The following is a 14,789-nucleotide window of genomic DNA, read 5'->3' on the forward strand; positions in this document are numbered from 1 at the left end:
CGGCCGCGCACGCCCGCGCCGCCGCCCGGGAGGGCATCACGCGCATCGACCGCCGCCGCGCCGAACGCGACCGGCTGCTCGCCGACGTCGGCGACCCGCCCAAGCCGTGGGTGTACCTCATCGTCGCGACCGGCGACATCTACGAGGACATCCCGCAGGCGCAGGCCGCCGCACGCGAGGGCGCCGACGTCGTCGCGGTGATCCGCTCCACCGGCCAGTCGCTGCTGGACTTCGTGCCCGAGGGCGCCACCCGCGAGGGCTACGCCGGCACGTACGCCACCCAGGAGAACTTCCGGCTCATGCGCGCCGCCCTCGACGACGTGTCCAAGGAGCTGGGCCGGTACGTGCGGCTGACGAACTACGCCTCCGGCATGTGCATGCCCGAGATCGCCACGCTCGCCGGCCTCGAACGCCTCGACATGATGCTCAACGACTGCATGTACGGCATCATCTTCCGCGACATCAACCCCCGGCGTACCTTCATCGACCAGCGGTTCTCCCGCCAGGTCCACGCCCGCGCCGGCATCGTGATCAACACCGGCGAGGACAACTACCTCACCACCGCCGACGCGGTCGACGCCGCGCACACGGTCGTGGTCAGCCAGCTGCTGAACGAACGGTTCGGCCGCGAGGCGGGCCTGGCCGACTCCCAGCTCGGCCTCGGCCACGCCTTCGAGATCAACCCGGCCGTCCCGCAGTCCTTCCGGCTGGAGCTGGCCCACGCCCAGCTCGTCCGCGAGCTGTTCCCGGACGCGCCGCTGAAGTACATGCCGCCGACCAAGCACATGACCGGGAACGTCTTCGCCGGCTACCTGCTGGACGCGTTCTTCAACCTGGCCGGGGTGATGACCGGCCAGTCGATCATCTTGATCGGGATGATGACCGAGGGCATCCACACTCCCTGGCTGTCCGACCGCGACCTGGCCCTGGAGAACGTCCGCTACGTCCGCGACGCCTGCGGCGCCCTGGCCGAGGACTTCGTGCCGCGGCCCGACGGCCTCGTCGTCCAGCGCGCCAAGCAGGTGCTGTCGGAGTCCGTGGACCTGCTGGAGCGGATCTGCGACGACACGCTCCTGACGGCGATCGCCGACGGCACCTTCGGGGTGACCCGCCGGCCCGCCGACGGCGGCAAGGGCCTGGACGGCGTGTTCGAGCGCGCCGACGGCTACGTGGGCCCGGCCCTGGACATCCTCGAGACCGAAGACCCCCAGGCCGTCCGCATGGCCCCGACATCCGCAGGGAGCGTGAAGCGGTGATCCAGCGCGAGACCACGACCGACGTCCCGGAGGCGACCGACCTCCCGTCCGTCATCCGCCCCTACGGCGACACCACCGGCGACGCGATGGTGCAGCTCTCCTTCACCCTGCCGGTGCCGGCCGGCCAGCGCGCCGAGCTCGCCGCCCTGGCCCTGGCCCGGCAGATGGGCCTGGACCCGGCCAGCGTGGTGCACGCCAAGGCGATGGGACCGCACTTCACGTTCTTCATCGTCTACGGCAAGGTCGACCATCTGATCGACTACGCCGGCATCGAGGTGCCCGAGGGCCGGGAGTACCCGCTGCTGCCCGCCAAGGAGGTCGAGCTGGCCATCCGCACGGTGCTGAACCGCCGCCTCGTCGTGGTCGGCGCCTGCATCGGCACCGACGCGCACACCGTCGGCATCGACGCGATCCTCAACGTCAAGGGGTTCGCCGGTGAGAAGGGCCTGGAGTACCACCGCGAGATCCAGGTGGTGAACATGGGCGCCCAGGTCACCGTGGAGGAGCTCCTCGATCGCGCCAAGGCCGAGAACGCCGACGCCGTGCTCGTCTCCCAGGTCGTCACCCAGAAGAACTCCCACATCCACAACACCAAGCAGATGGCCGCGGCCTTCCACGCCGCCTACCCGACCGCGGTCGGGCCGGGCATGGGACGCCCGCTGCTCATCGCCGGCGGGCCGCGCTTCGACACCGTCACCGAGGCCGAACTCGGCGTCGACCGCATCTTCGGCAAGGGCACCACCCCCGGCGAGGTCGCCTCGTACCTCGTGCACGCCCTGCTGCCCGCCTGGACCCCGCAGGAGCAATCGTGAGCGAGCGAACCGGCGAGCGCGCGCCTGGTCTCTCCCCCGACGAAGGAGGACGCGTGAGCGAGGACACACGTGTCGGACTGACCGTGACGCACCGCCGTTACGTCCCGCACGGCCACGCCCACTACGGCGGCAGCCTGGTGGACGGCGCGTACGTCCTGGGCATGTTCGGCGACGTCGCGACCGAGGTCTGCGTCCGCACCGACGGCGACGAGGGACTGTTCGCCGGCTATGAGGACGTGCGGTTCCGCGCCGCCGTACGGGCCGGTGACGTACTGGAGGCGACCGCGACCGTCACGCGCGTGGGCCGCCGCAGCCGCACCCTGGCGCTCGAGGCGCGGGTGGTGTGCCGCTCGCGCCCGGACAAGGGCGAGTCGGCCGCGGAGGTGCTGGCCGAACCGCTGGTGGTCGTCACGGCGACCGGAACGGTCGTGGTGCCCGGCGCCTCCTGACGAGGCGTGGCGTGCGGGGCAAGGGTTGACATCGCTTCGGATACCGATAAGTTGCCTAGGCGTCCACCACAGGGCGTACCGGCCGGCCGGCCGGGGCGCCGCGGCACCTGCGCCGTGACGGGGGAAGGGCAGCGTCGCGGTGCGGCGCCAACCGTCGAGAGCCAGACGCAGGCCATCCGCGCGCCCGGCCGGGAGCACCCCGGACCGGCGCCGGTGAGACTCGGTAAGAGCCTGGGCACCCATCAGACAACGGACCAACGCGCTCGCCGCCGACGAGACGGGTCCGGTTCGAAGGGACCGCCCGGGCTCTCTTCCGTGCCGGAGCCCCTTCGACCTGCCGCCACGACGGCGCCGGCGGGGCGCGGCGCACCTCCCGTTCGTCGGCGCGGCCCGCGGACGATACCGTTCCGCAAGAACTAACGATGCGGACGAGGAGCGTTGGTGGCGCAGGACATTCTCGCCGAGGAGACTCCCGGCGTCGCCGATGAGTCTCCTCGGCGACGCTTCCCCACACGGCTGCGGCGCCCGGCCCTGGCGGTCATCGCCGGGCTGTTGCTCGCCGCGGCGTTCCCCCCGATCGACCTGTGGCCGCTCGCGCCGGTGTCGGCCGCGATGCTCGCCCTCATCCTGCGCGGCCGTGGCCTGCGCGCCGCGACCGGGCTCGGCATGCTGTACGGGCTGGCGTTCTGCTTCCCGCTGTTCGAGGGGCTGCGCCCGGTCGGGATGGACGCCTGGCTGGCCCTGAGCGTCTTCGAGGCGCTCTACTTCGCGCTGCTGGGCACCGGCATCGCCCTGGCGACCCGGCTGCCCGGCTGGCCGCTGTGGACCGCCGCGCTGTGGATCACCGAGGAGTTCGTCCGGGGCCGGGTGCCGTTCGGCGGCTTCCCCTGGGGGCGCCTGGCCTTCAGCCAGACCGCCTCGCCCTACACCGGGTACGCCCCGCTCGGCGGCGCCCCGCTGATCAGCTTCGTGATCGCCCTCACCGGCGGGCTGCTGGCCGCGTCCGTGCTGGCGCTGTGGCGGCGGGGCGCGTCCTCCCCGGGCCCCGCCCCGGGCGTGCGGGGCGTGGTGCTCATGCTGGCCGGTGTGCTGGTGCTCGGCCTGGCCGGCGTCTTCGTGCCGCGGCCCTCGGGCGGCAGGCCGGTGACGGTCGCGGTGGTCCAGGGCAACGTTCCGCGTGCCGGCCTGGACTTCCTCGGCCAGCGCGAGGCCGTCCTGGACAACCACGCCCGCGAGACCCACAAGCTCGCCGAGGAGGTGCGCCAGGGCAGGCTGGCCCGGCCCGACATCGTGATCTGGCCGGAGAACAGCAGCGACCTGGACCCCTACCAGGACGCCCAGGCGCGCCAGGTGATCGACTCGGCCGTCCGCGACATCGGCGTGCCGGTGCTGGTCGGCGCCGTCATCGACCACGGCGACGGCGAGCACGTGGAGAACCGCGGCATCGTGTGGGACCCCAAGACCGGTCCCGGCGCCTACTACGTCAAGCGGCACCCGCTGCCGTTCGGGGAGTACATCCCGATCTTCCGCGGCTTCCTGCGCAAGGTCATCACCCGGTTCGACATGGTGGGGGAGTTCGTCAAGGGCCGCTCGGCCGGCAACCTCGGCCTCGGGCCGGTGCGGATCGGCGACGTGATCTGCTTCGAGGTCGCCTACGACGGCCTGGTACGCGATGTGGCGGGCAACCCGCTGCTGGTCGTGCAGACCAACAACGCGACGTTCGGGCGTACGAGCCTGCCGCCGCAGCAGTTCGCGATGTCGCGGCTACGGGCGGTCGAGCACGGCCGCACGATGGTCGTGGCCTCGACGAGCGGCATCAGCGGCATCATCGCCCCCAACGGCCGGGTGCTCGACCGCTCGAAGGAATTCACACCGGCTGTGCAGGTCGAGCGCGTACCCCTGCGGACGTCGCGTACGCTTTCCGATCATCTCGGCGCTACCCCCGAATGGGCGCTGGCGCTGCTTGGGTTCGCGGCGGCGGTGGTCGCCGCCTGGAGAACACGGACGAGCAGGGGGACCTAGCGGGTGGAGACCACGGAGGGCGTCGGACGGGTTCTCGTGATCATCCCGACGTATCAGGAGCGCGAGAACGTCGAGAGCATCGTGGGGCGGGTCCGCGCGTCCGTGCCGCAGGCCGAGGTGCTCGTGGCCGATGACGCGAGTCCCGACGGCACCGGGGAGATCGCCGATCGCCTCGCGGCCGAGGACGACCATGTGCACGTGCTGCACCGCAAGGGCAAGGAAGGCCTGGGCGCGGCGTACGTCGCGGGGTTCCGGTGGGGCATGGAACGCGGCTTCGACGTGCTGGTCGAGATGGACGCGGACGGCTCGCACCAGCCCGAGGAGCTGCCCCGGCTGCTCAGCGCGCTGGAGGACAACGACCTGGTGATCGGGTCGCGGTGGGTCCGCGGCGGCCGGGTGGAGAACTGGCCGAAGAAGCGCGAGGCGCTCTCGCGCGGCGCCAACACCTACTCGCGGCTGCTGCTGGGCTTCCACGTTCACGACTCGACCGGAGGCTTCCGCGCCTACCGCGCCACGACGCTGAGCAAGATCGGCATCGACGACGTGACGTCGCAGGGCTACTGCTTCCAGGTCGACCTGACGCTGCGCACCGTACGCGCGGGCCTGAAGGTCGCCGAGGTGCCGATCACCTTCGTCGAGCGCACCCACGGGGCGAGCAAGATGAGCCGCGACATCATGATCGAGGCGTTCGTCAAGCTCACCCGGTGGGGCGTGGAGGGCCGCCTGGGCCGCGTGGCGGGACGCGACCTCTCCTGATACCTGCGGCGTCGCCCGTGCTGAGACGGAACCTTACTATGTAAAGGCGGGCGGCGGGCGTGGCCGCCGCACGCAGGGGACACGGCGACCCCGGCGGTCACCGCCACGAACCGTTCACCGTGGTCCCGTGAGACTGGCGCCCCAGGTGCGGGCCGGGCGCACCGACCACGCGCCGGGCGCGCCACAATGGAGCCATGCTTCGCGCGACGCTGGTCCTGGCCTTCCTAGCGGTTCCGGTCCTGGAGATCTATGTGATCCTCCAGGTCGGTCACGCCATCGGCGGATGGCCCACGGTGGGCCTGCTGATCCTGGAGAGCCTGATCGGCGCGTGGATCATACGCCGGGAAGGGCGGCGGGCCTGGCGCGCGCTGACCGAGGCGTTGCGTCAGGGCGGGCTGCCCGACCGTGAGCTGGCCGACGCCGCGCTGGTGCTCGCCGGCGGCGTGCTGCTGCTGACGCCCGGCTTCGTCACCGACGTCGCCGGGCTGTTGTTCGTGCTCCCGTTCACCCGGCCGCTCGTACGCCGGGCGCTGTCGGCGTACGTCGGCCGCCGCGTCCGCGTGGCGCAGAGCCGCGCAGCGGCGTCCTTCGGGGGATTCGGCGGCATGCCCCGCCCCCGGAGCGAGCCGGGCCCGCAGAACGGCTCTACGGGCGACGCGGACACCGGCCACCGCGTCGTACGGGGCGAAGTGATCGAGGACGACCGGGATCCGCACTGACCGCCCGCCCGTACGGCGGGGCGGACACAACGACGACGGGCCGCGCCGCCGAGGGGTCTGGCGGCACGGCCCGTCAACGATTCTGTCGGGTCAGGCGGTCTTCCTGCGCTGTGCCCGCAACACGGCCAGGCGCTCGGCGAGGACCTCCTCCAGGTCCTCGATCGAGCGGCGTTCCATGAGCATGTCCCAGTGGGTGCGCGGGGGTTTGCCCTTCTTGGACTGTGGCATCTCCCCGTCGACCATCAGGGCCGTGGCGCCGCAGCTCCGGCACTCCCAGGTCATCGGCACCTCGGCCTCAGCGGCCAGGATGACGGTGAACCGGTGGCCCTTCGGGCAGTCGTACATGACCTCCTGACGGGGTGCCAGGTCGGTGTTTCGATCGTTCTCGTAGCTTGTGGCTCCGAGTCGTGTGCCGCGAAGTGCGCGCTCGGCCATCGTGACGTGCCTCCCAGACGGCTTGCGTTCTCGTTATGGAGCAACGCTGGATACCGTCACAAGATTCCCCGAAGATGCTGCGTTCAACCCCAGGTCTTCACTGGTCGCCTTCGACCAGCATGACGAACGGTATCCGGTGCTCACACGGTGGCCTCAGACCTCTGCGAGGCTCCGATGTCCACCACCACGCTGACAGCCGAAAGGGCCGCCAGCGATCTCCTCGCCGAACTCCGCGGTCCTGCAGGGCCGTATCGCCAGCCTCACCTGCAAGACGCGCACCACCGAGACGGCCGCCACCCCCAGACCGCGAACGCCGCTCCCACCGAACCGCCGGACAGCCCCCAAGTGGCGATGCGGGCTGCCGAGGCACCTGCGCGGACCGTTACGTCAGAGGGGCTCTGCCGCCTACGGTCGATGAAGGCCCGGCGCGGACCCGACGCCGCTTGGCAACGGCGGTCCGCAGGTCGCAGGTCGTAGGGGATTTTGCTGCGGGCGAGGATCTGCGCGCGTGGCACACCAGGATCCGCAGCGCGACCGCTTGAGCCTTCTGTTGTCACCGGAGTCATCGAAGATCGTCAGGAGTCGGCGGGCGGGGCCGGACCGGGGGCTCAGACGCGGCGGGGGAGGGGGTTGCCGGCCTCGCGGATGCCGCGGGGGACGTCCACGGTGATCAGCAGCACGAAGCCGACGACGAAGAAGATCACGAGGGAGACGATCGCGCTGCGGTAGCTGTCGGTCAGTTGCAGGGCGAACGCGAACACCAGCGGGCCGATCCAGCTCGTGCCCTTGTCGCTGATCTCATAGAACCCGAAGTACTCCGCGGTGCGCTCGCGCGGCACCAGGTGGGAGAACAGCGACCGCGACAGGGCCTGTGTGCCGCCCATGACCATGCCGATGACGGCGGCCAGGACGATGAACTGGCCGATCGAGCCGCGTTGCAGCGTGTAGCTGGCCAGCACGACCACGGTCCAGGCGACGAGCGAGGCCAGCACGACGCGCCGGGTGCCGTACCGGTCGGCGAGCCGGCCGAGCAGCAGCGCCCCGCCGAACGCCACGAACTGCACCAGCAGCACCGCGCCGATCACGACGGACTGGCCGAGGTCGAGTTCCTCCGTCGCGTACGTCGCCGCCAGCGTGATCACGGTCTGCACGCCGTCGTTGTAGATCAGGAACGCCAGCAGGAACATCAGCGTGACCGGCCGGTTGCGCAGGTCTTTGAGGGTGATGCCGAGCTGGGTGAACCCGGCCCGTACGGCGCCGAACGCGGTCTCGCCCGTACGGGCCCGGTGGCGGTCGCGCAGGCGGCGCAGCGGGATGAGGGTGAAGGCGGCCCACCACACGCCGGCCGAGGCGAGGCTGATCCGCACCGCCACGGCCTGTGACAGCCCGAAAGAGTCGTGCATCAGGTACAGCACGAGGTTGAGGGCGAGCAGCAGCCCGCCGCCGAGGTAGCCGATGCCCCAGCCGCGGGAGGAGACCGCGTCGCGTTCGTCGGGGCCGGCGATGTCGGGCAGGAAGGCGTTGTAGGCGACGTCGGCGCAGCCCAGGGAGATGTTGGCGACGATGAACAGGCCCGCGGCGAGCAGGTAGCGGTCCCCGGAGGCGAAGAACAGCCCGATCGTGGCGAACGCGCCGAGGTAGGCGAACAGGGCGAGGGTGCCGCGCTTGCGGCCGGTGTGGTCGATGAGGGCGCCGGTGACGGGCAGCAGCACGACCTGGGCGATCACCGAGACGGTGACGGCGAAGGGGAAGACGGCCTTGGCGCGGACGTCCAGGCCCAGCGGGTGGACCCAGCCGTGCGCGTCCGCGGCGGCGCCGGCGATCGTGCTGAGGTACGGGCCGAGGAAGACGGTCACGACCGTGGAGGAGAAGGCGGAGTTGGCCCAGTCGTAGAAGTACCAGCCCCGCCGTTCGCGGCGGAGGGCCTGCGGGGCCGAGGGGATCGCGTCCGGGCCGGTGCCCCCGATCAGGTGCCCTCCTTCGCCGGAGGGCGCGACCAGCGGCACGGTGTTCTCGCCTCCCTCGCTCATGTGGTTGCCGTCGCCCACAGGCCGCGGGCCCTCATCAGGTCCCGGAGGGTCTCGATGTCGTCGGTGATGATGCCGTCGATGCCCAGGTCGAGCAGCCGCGCCATCTCGGCGGCGTCGTTGACGGTCCAGGCGTGGACCTTCAGGCCGAGGGCGTGCGCGCCGGCGAGGAAGGAGGGGGTGACGAAACGGGTGCGGCCCAGGCGGTGGGGCACCTGCGCGCACGGCGCGCCGGTCGCGGCCCTGCGCAGCAGCGGCGACAGCGGCCCGGCGAAGGAGCAGGCGCGCAGCGCGGCGACGTCGCGGGGGCCGAGCGCGGTGCACACGTCACGGCCGGCGAGCAGCCGCATGCGGGCGCGTACGTGTCTCAGCCGCCGGGAGGAGAAGGAGGTGACGCACACGCGGTCCCAGGCGTCGGTGCGGCGCAGCACCTCGGTGAGCGGGACGATCGCGCTCTCGGCCTTGACGTCGATGTTGAGGCGGGCGGCGGGCCAGGCGCCCAGGACGTCCTCCAGCAGCGGGATCGGCTCGCGGCCGCCGATGCGGGCGGTGGCGACCTCGGAGTAGGGCAGCCGGGCGATCTCGCCGGCGCGGCCGGCGACCCGCTCCAGGTCGGCGTCGTGGACGGTGAGCAGCACGCCGTCGGCCGTGGCCCGTACGTCCGTCTCCAGGTAGCGGTAGCCCAGGTCGATGGCGTGACCGAACGCCGCCATGGAGTTCTCCAGGCCGTTCAGGGAACCGCCCCGGTGGGCGAACGGAATGGGCCCGGGATGATCGAGGAACGCAAACTCCGCTGACACCTGTTCGAGTATGGCGGCTCGGCGGCGCGTAACGCGATTCACCCCTCACCTTACTTCGTAAAGCCGGGCGGCCTGATGTCGCATCCCCCGACGACATCAGGAAAGGCGATCGCCGGGACCTCGTGTCCATGTCTTCTGGGTTACGGCTTTTGGACTAGGTTGTCGTCCGCTGCGGCCCGCGGTGGCCGCGATGTCTCCGAGCAAGGAAGGCTTGATCATGGCGGACACCAGCGCCTACGCGGCGACGTTCGAGATCGTCGATGCGAACAAGGACGGGCACATCTCGGCTCCCGAGCTGAAGCAGCTGATGAAGGCCCTCGGCGATGACATCACCGACGAGACGGCCGCGGAGGTCGTCCAGCGGATGGACTCCAACGGGGACGGTGAGATCTCGCTGGAGGAGTTCTCCACCTACATGTCGCAGGGCTGACCGGCGAACCCCCGGCCCGGCGCCGTGACGAGGCTCAGCGGGCCCATTCGCGGCGCCGGGTCTCCGCCAGGGCGATGGCGGTGGCGACCGCGACGTTGAGGGAGCCGACGCGCCCGATCTGGGGGATGTAGGCGACCGCGTCCGCGGCGTCGAGCAGGGCGGGGGAGCAGCCGTGGTCCTCGCCGCCGACGGCCAGGCAGACGTCGCCGTCCAACGGCGCCTCATGGAGGGGGAGCGCGTCGGTGGTCAACTCGATCGCGACGATGCGGAACCCGGCCTCGCGTGCGGCCCGCGCGGCGTCGGTGACGGGGACGGCCGGGTCCCAGGGGACGAGACGTTCGGTGCCCAGGCCGGTCTTGCGGGCGCCGGGGTGGGTCGGGGGAGAGGCGTTGCCGGCCAGCCACAGGTGCTCCACGCCGAACGCCGCCGCGGACCGCACGATCGAGCCGACGTTGAACGGCTGGGTGACCGACTCCACGAGCAGGCCGAGACGGCTCTCGGTGCGCCGCCGCCAGCCGCGGTTGAGGCGCTTGACGTCGGTGGCGCGCAGCTGCCTGCGGGCGTCGGCGGTGGTCACGGTGTGTCCTTCTCGGGGTTGGTGACGGCCAGGACCCGGTAGCCGGCGCGTGAGGTGAGGCGCTCGGTGGGCCACCCCCGGCTCTCGAGCCGGCGTTGCAGGGAGTCCGAGCCGAGGTTCTTCTGTACGACCAGGTGGGCCCGCCCGCCGGGGACCAGGCGGGACAGCCAGGTGTCCAGCAGGGCGTGCAGGGCGGGTTTGCCGATGCGGATCGGCGGGTTCGACCAGATCGCGGCGAACCGCGTGGCGGCCGGGACGTCCTGCTCCAAGCCGAACCTTACATTGTCAAGGCCGGCGGCCTGGGCGTTGCCCCGCCCACATTCCAGGGCCCGTTCGTTGACGTCCACGCCCCACACGATCGCCTGCGGCGATCGCGCCGCCATGGTCAGCGCGATCGGCCCGTACCCGCAGCCGAGGTCGAGCAGGTCGCCTTCGGGGGGAGGAGGCGGCACGCTGTCGAGCAGGACGCGTGTGCCCAGGTCGACGCGGTCGGGGGAGAACATGCCCCGGTCGGTCGCCAGCCGGAAGTGCAGATCGGGCAGGACGAGGTCCACGGTGCCGGGCCGGCTGCGCGCCTGCGGGCGCCCGGCGAAGTAATGCTCCCCCACGTCGGCCGACCGTACCAGCGCGGCGGCGCGGATGTGACGTCACGGGGGACGGGCGGCTCCCGCCGGCGGCGCGGTTCACGTCTCGGCCCGCAGCAGCACTCCCGCGGGCCGATCGCTTCGATGCGCCGAGGCCCGGATCTCAGCCGGAGTGGGGGTGGCCTCAGGGGTCAGTCGGGGGAATCCCTGATGGTGTTCCGCGCCCGGCGGGCGCATCATCGCGATATGACGTATCAACCGGATGTGCCGAGGCGCTCGGACTCGGCCTGGATCGCGATGTCGGCGGCCTCACAGGGACCCTGGGCGGCCGCGCTGGCCGGGGGAGCGGTGGCGGGCGGCGCCGATCTCGCGCTGCACCTTCTCGGCGGCCACCTGAGCGTCGCCGGGCCGCTGTCGTTCGGGCTCGCGGTGTTCTTCCTCATCGGCGCCGGCGGCGCGCTGCTGCGGCGCGGCCACGACCGTACGCGGGCGTGGGCGCAGCAGCACCCGTGGTCCTACGCGCTGGTGCCGGCGGCCGGGACGGCGGCGACGGTGTTCGCCTCCTTCCTGTTCCTCAGCGGCGACGGCCTGTTCGGCAGCCTGTGGGAGGGGCTGGGCGACGGGCTCGGCGTGCTGTTCCTGCTCGGCATCATCGGGTACGTCGCGCGCGGCGTACGCCCCGCCTCACGGCGTTGAGGCCCGGGTCAGGGCAGGCGCTGGAACCACACCAGCGACAGGCCGCCGGCGGCGAGGGCGAACAGCAGCGCCACGAAGATGTACTGCGAGGCCGCCTCCTGGCGTTCGATGCGGTACCCGAGCGAGCTGCCGATGTGCCGGTAGACCTCCGACAGCTCCGACCCGGCCTGCGCCTCATAGGCCTTCCCGGAGGTGTCGTTCGCGAGGTTGCGCAACGTCGCCTTGTTCACCTGGACGGGCACGGTCTCCCCGTCGATGTCGACGATGCCGTACGGGGTGCCGAACGCGATCGTGGAGACGGGGACCTTCGCGGCGCGGGCGGCGGTGGCGGCCTCCATGACCGAGCGGCCGCTCTGGTTGTCGCCGTCGGACAGCAGCACGATGTGCGAGGGCGGAGGGTCCTCGTTGGCGCGGGCGTCGAACGAGCGGATCGACTGCAACGAGGTGAAGACGGCCTCGCCGATGGCGGTGCCCTTGCCGAGCTGCAGCCCGTCGATGGCGTGGCCGATCGCCTCGCGGTCGAACGTCGGCGCGACCACCGCCGAGGCGCTGCCGGAGAAGCTGACCAGACCGACGTTGAAGCGGATCGGCAGGTCCTGGACGAACTTCTTGGCCGCGGCCTTCGCCGCGTCCAGCCGGGTCGGCGCGACGTCGGTGGCCTTCATCGACAGCGACACGTCGATCGCGACCATGATCGTGGCGCGTTCGCGGGGCACCTTGATCGGCTTGGCCGGGCGGGCGAACCCGACGGTCATGAGGATGACCGACAGCAGGAACAACAGCGCGGCGACGTGCCGCCGCCAGCCGGGCCGCCGCGGCGCGACCCGCGACAGCAGCGCCAGGTTCGTGAAGCGGACCGCGGCCTGCCGGCGCCGCGCCTGCGCGACCAGGTAGACGCCGAACAGCACCGGGACGAGGGACAGGAGCCACAGCCGGTCGGGGGACAGGAAGGTCATGCGCGGCTCCCCTGCGGGTGAGCGCGCCCGGCGACGCGGCGCTGTTGCAGCGCGAAGCGGGCGACGTCGCTGATCCAGTCACGGTCGGTGCGCAGGACGAGATGAGCGACGCCGCAACCGCGGATGGCCTCGCGGGTACGCGCCCGCTGCGCGGCGGCCGCCGCCGCGTACCGGGCGCGTACCCTCTTCGACAAGATGATCTCCCGTACGTCGCCGGTCTCCGGGTCGGTCATCATCACCGGGCCCACGTCGGGCAGGTCCAGCTCACGCGGATCGATGATCTCCACGGCGACGACCTGGTGCCGGGCGGCCAGCCGCCGCATCGGGCGTTCCCACGCCAGCTCGCCGTCGCCGGTGCGCTCCTGGTCCAGGAAGTCGGAGATGACCACGCGCAGGCCGCGTTTGAACTGGCCGCGGGCCAGGCTCGTGAGCGCCTCGGCGAGCGGCAGGACCGGCCCGCCGGGGTCGGCGCGGGGCGCGTCCAGCAGCCCCTGCAACAGGGCGTACATCGCGGTCCGGCCCGTACGGGCGGGCCAGCGCCGCAGGCCCCCTCCGTGGGTGATGTAGGCGCCGACACGGTCGCCGAGCCGCGTGGTGAGGAACCCGACGGCGGCGAGCGCGGCGACGACCAGGTCGCGTTTCTCCATGGCCGCGGTGCCGAAGTCCATGCTGGGGGACAGATCGGCCAGCGCCCAGACCTCCAGCTCGTGGTCGGCGATCAGGTCGCGGACGTGCGGCACGGTGGTGCGGGCGGTGACGGCCCAGTCCATGTGCCGTACGTCGTCCTCGCCGGGCTGGTACAGGCGGGCCTCGGCCAGGTCGCTGCCCGGGCCGGGCAGGATGCCCAGGTGCTCGCCGTGCAGCAGACCGTCCAGCCGGCGCGTGACGGCGAGCTCGAGCCGCCGCAACGACCGTTCGGGGGCCAGCTCGCCGAGCCTGTCGGACCTCATCGCACCGGTCATGAAGCGTATTCGCTGTTCCACACGACGCGGGGTGGCGGCACCGTGGTCAGGATCCGCTGGATGACGCCGACCGGGTCGATGCCGTCGGCGATGGCGTCGAAGGACAGCAGGACCCGGTGGGACATCACGTCGACGGCGACGTCGCGCACGTCGTCGGGCAGCACGTAGTCGCGGCCTCTCAGCAGGGCCAGGGCGCGCGCGGAGGCGACCAGGCCCAGGGTCGCGCGGGGGCTGGCGCCGATGTCGATGACGTCCTTCAGGTCCGACAGGTGGTACTGCTCGGGTTCTCGGGTGGCCATGACGAGCCGCACGATGTAATCGGCGACGAGCTCGTGCACGGCGACCTCGTCGGCGGCCTTCTGCAGGCCGATGAGGCTCGCCGAGTCGAGGATCCGCGCGGCGTCGGGCGGGTCGACGCTCATGCGCTGCAGGATCTGCATCTCCTCGGTCGCGCCGGGGTAGGCCACGTTGACCTTCATCAGGAACCGGTCGCGCTGCGCCTCGGGCAGCGGGTAGACCCCTTCGGACTCGATGGGGTTCTGGGTGGCGAGGACGACGAACGGCCGCGGCAGCGGGTGGGTCTTGCCGCCGAGGGAGACCTGGCGTTCGGCCATGACCTCCAGCAGCGCCGACTGCACCTTGGCGGGGGCGCGGTTGATCTCGTCGGCGAGGACGAAGTTGACGAAGACCGGGCCGAGCTCGACGTCGAACTGCTCGGTGGAGGGATGGTAGATGCGGGTGCCGACGATGTCGGAGGGCACGAGGTCGGGGGTGAACTGCAGCCGCGCGAACGACCCTCCGACGACGGTGGCGAGCGTGCCCACGGCCAGGGTCTTGGCGACGCCGGGAACGCCTTCGAGGAGGCAGTGGCCGCGAGCGAGCAAGGCGATCACCATGCGCTCGACCATGTGCTCCTGGCCGACGATGACCTTCTTGACCTCGGCCACGCTCTGCTGCAGCAGCGCCGCGGCCTGGTCGATGTCCCCTACAGCGATGGTCATGTAGTCCCTCAAGGTCAGGGTCTCGTGCAGCGCCAACGAGCACGACCTTATGCGATCTGCCTGAAGGCCTGCCGAGGTGCGAGGCTGTTAGTGTGTCGCGCCAGGCCGCAGGCAAGGGGAGGCGGGCCGCACATGCCGAAGCCGCTGCAGGCCGGGGATCCGGCCGAGCTCGGGTCGTTCCGGCTGGAGTCGCGCCTGCACGAGTCCGCCGCCGGCATCGTCTATCTGGCCGTGGACCCGCAGGGCCGCCGGGTGGAGGTGGCGCTGCTGGCACCCGCCGCGGCCGGTGACGACGCCACCGTCACCA

16 protein-coding genes are annotated in these 14,789 nt (G+C 71.8%); 8 read left to right on the forward strand and 8 right to left on the reverse strand.

The annotated features are described in order from the left end of the window. The 6 genes from kamD to ACFFNX_RS23855 all read left to right on the forward strand — a co-directional run. On the forward strand, positions 1-1,256 hold a 1,256-nt coding region (gene kamD / locus ACFFNX_RS23830; protein ID WP_378206288.1), incomplete at its 5' end, for a lysine 5,6-aminomutase subunit alpha. After that, complete coding sequence (kamE, locus tag ACFFNX_RS23835; RefSeq protein ID WP_378206291.1) at positions 1,253-2,068, forward strand: lysine 5,6-aminomutase subunit beta; 816 nt, start codon at positions 1,253-1,255, stop codon at positions 2,066-2,068. The genes kamD and kamE, both read left to right, overlap by 4 nt. A gap of 53 nt (positions 2,069-2,121) precedes the next feature. Beyond that, entirely contained in the window at positions 2,122-2,517 is a 396-nt protein-coding gene (gene kal, locus ACFFNX_RS23840; protein ID WP_378206294.1) for a 3-aminobutyryl-CoA ammonia lyase, read from the forward strand. Positions 2,518-2,958: 441 nt separating this feature from the next. Beyond that, on the forward strand, positions 2,959-4,539 hold the full coding sequence (gene lnt / locus ACFFNX_RS23845; protein WP_378206297.1) for an apolipoprotein N-acyltransferase: 1,581 nt from the start codon (positions 2,959-2,961) through the stop codon (positions 4,537-4,539). 3 nt (positions 4,540-4,542) lie between these two features. Next, positions 4,543-5,295 carry a polyprenol monophosphomannose synthase gene (locus ACFFNX_RS23850; RefSeq protein ID WP_378206300.1) on the forward strand — a complete coding sequence of 251 codons (753 nt, stop codon included), beginning with the start codon at positions 4,543-4,545 and terminating at the stop codon, positions 5,293-5,295. Between the two features lie 194 nt (positions 5,296-5,489). Continuing rightward, positions 5,490-6,014 (forward strand): FxsA family protein, encoded by a 525-nt coding sequence (locus tag ACFFNX_RS23855; protein ID WP_378206302.1) that lies wholly within the window; start codon positions 5,490-5,492, stop codon positions 6,012-6,014. A gap of 90 nt (positions 6,015-6,104) precedes the next feature. On the opposite strand, the gene ACFFNX_RS23860 is transcribed toward ACFFNX_RS23855, so the two are convergent. The 3 genes from ACFFNX_RS23860 to ACFFNX_RS23870 form a co-directional block, all read right to left on the reverse strand. Beyond that, positions 6,105-6,449, reverse strand: a complete 345-nt coding sequence (locus ACFFNX_RS23860) for an RNA polymerase-binding protein RbpA (protein ID WP_141963948.1) — start codon at positions 6,447-6,449, stop codon at positions 6,105-6,107. A 608-nt stretch (positions 6,450-7,057) separates the two neighbouring features. Further along, on the reverse strand, positions 7,058-8,479 hold the full coding sequence (locus tag ACFFNX_RS23865) for an MFS transporter (protein ID WP_378206307.1): 1,422 nt from the start codon (positions 8,477-8,479) through the stop codon (positions 7,058-7,060). Further along, on the reverse strand, positions 8,476-9,276 hold the full coding sequence (locus ACFFNX_RS23870) for a glycerophosphodiester phosphodiesterase family protein (protein WP_378206310.1): 801 nt from the start codon (positions 9,274-9,276) through the stop codon (positions 8,476-8,478). The genes ACFFNX_RS23865 and ACFFNX_RS23870 overlap by 4 nt, the downstream gene beginning before the upstream one ends. 217 nt (positions 9,277-9,493) lie before the next feature. On the opposite strand from ACFFNX_RS23870, the gene ACFFNX_RS23875 reads away from it, so the two are divergent. Continuing rightward, positions 9,494-9,706, forward strand: a complete 213-nt coding sequence (locus ACFFNX_RS23875) for an EF-hand domain-containing protein (protein ID WP_378206313.1) — start codon at positions 9,494-9,496, stop codon at positions 9,704-9,706. A 34-nt stretch (positions 9,707-9,740) separates the two neighbouring features. Here ACFFNX_RS23875 and ACFFNX_RS23880 read toward each other — a convergent pair whose 3' ends face one another. Continuing rightward, positions 9,741-10,283 (reverse strand): TrmH family RNA methyltransferase, encoded by a 543-nt coding sequence (locus tag ACFFNX_RS23880; RefSeq protein ID WP_378206316.1) that lies wholly within the window; start codon positions 10,281-10,283, stop codon positions 9,741-9,743. Then, on the reverse strand, positions 10,280-10,891 hold the full coding sequence (locus ACFFNX_RS23885) for a class I SAM-dependent methyltransferase (protein WP_378206319.1): 612 nt from the start codon (positions 10,889-10,891) through the stop codon (positions 10,280-10,282). Before ACFFNX_RS23885 ends, ACFFNX_RS23880 begins: the two co-directional genes overlap by 4 nt. A gap of 222 nt (positions 10,892-11,113) precedes the next feature. Here ACFFNX_RS23885 and ACFFNX_RS23890 point away from each other — a divergent pair, with 222 nt between their 5' ends. Continuing rightward, positions 11,114-11,563 (forward strand): hypothetical protein, encoded by a 450-nt coding sequence (locus tag ACFFNX_RS23890; protein ID WP_378206322.1) that lies wholly within the window; start codon positions 11,114-11,116, stop codon positions 11,561-11,563. An 8-nt stretch (positions 11,564-11,571) separates the two neighbouring features. Here the strand turns inward: ACFFNX_RS23890 and ACFFNX_RS23895 are convergent, their stop codons facing one another. The 3 genes from ACFFNX_RS23895 to ACFFNX_RS23905 are packed head-to-tail and all read right to left on the reverse strand — an operon-like array spanning position 11,572 to position 14,482. After that, positions 11,572-12,519 carry a VWA domain-containing protein gene (locus ACFFNX_RS23895; protein ID WP_378206325.1) on the reverse strand — a complete coding sequence of 316 codons (948 nt, stop codon included), beginning with the start codon at positions 12,517-12,519 and terminating at the stop codon, positions 11,572-11,574. Next, positions 12,516-13,469: a DUF58 domain-containing protein gene (locus ACFFNX_RS23900; RefSeq protein WP_378206328.1), complete on the reverse strand. Its 954-nt coding sequence runs from the start codon at positions 13,467-13,469 to the stop codon at positions 12,516-12,518. Before ACFFNX_RS23900 ends, ACFFNX_RS23895 begins: the two co-directional genes overlap by 4 nt. An 8-nt stretch (positions 13,470-13,477) precedes the next feature. Further along, positions 13,478-14,482 (reverse strand): AAA family ATPase, encoded by a 1,005-nt coding sequence (locus ACFFNX_RS23905; RefSeq protein WP_378206331.1) that lies wholly within the window; start codon positions 14,480-14,482, stop codon positions 13,478-13,480. Between the last annotated feature and the right edge of the window lie 307 nt (positions 14,483-14,789).

Source organism: Actinoallomurus acaciae (genome assembly GCF_042429965.1).
GTDB lineage: Bacteria > Actinomycetota > Actinomycetes > Streptosporangiales > Streptosporangiaceae > Actinoallomurus > Actinoallomurus acaciae.